The 519-nt window shown below is 73.2% G+C and carries 1 pseudogene; it reads right to left on the bottom strand.

Annotation, left to right across the window (positions count from 1 at the left end):
• Positions 1-519, bottom strand: a pseudogene (locus HUK84_RS22590) (sensor histidine kinase); the annotation flags it as partial.

The raw sequence follows: 519 nt of genomic DNA, 5'->3' as shown, positions 1-519 counted from the left end.
CAGCGCGATCAGCGCCTGCACCAGCAGGTCGCCGTCCAGCCGGGCGACGATGTCGGGCATGGGCGGATGCAGGCGCAGCGCGACGCCCTGCCCCTCCCACATGCCGTGGAACAGCCGTCCGACATCTTGCAGCATCGCCCCGACCGACAGGGCGCGCGGGGCCACGGGCGGCAGGCGCGCCAGATGCCGGTATCCCTGAACGAACCGGTCCAGCCCCTGGATGCGGCGCAGGATGGTCGCCACCGCCAGCGCGGCCTCGGGCATCGCCGCCGCGTCCCCGCCGGCCAGCATGTCCTGCGCGCTTTCGGCCAGCGAGGACACCGGGGTCAGCGAATTCATGATCTCGTGGCTCAGCACCTGCAGGACCTCGCGCAGGGCGGTGGCCTCGCCCGCATTCAGCTCGGCCTCGATATCCGTCAGCGCCACCAGCCGGGCCAGGGGACCGTGCAGGCTGGCCTGCGCTACCGACAGGGCGTAATGGCGCGCCCCGCCCGGACGGTCCAGCCGCACCACAGCCCG

Source organism: Nguyenibacter vanlangensis (genome assembly GCF_013376155.1).
GTDB lineage: Bacteria > Pseudomonadota > Alphaproteobacteria > Acetobacterales > Acetobacteraceae > Gluconacetobacter > Gluconacetobacter vanlangensis.
The sequence above is the reverse complement of the archived record's forward strand: the minus strand, read 5'-3'. Positions and strand labels throughout refer to the sequence as shown.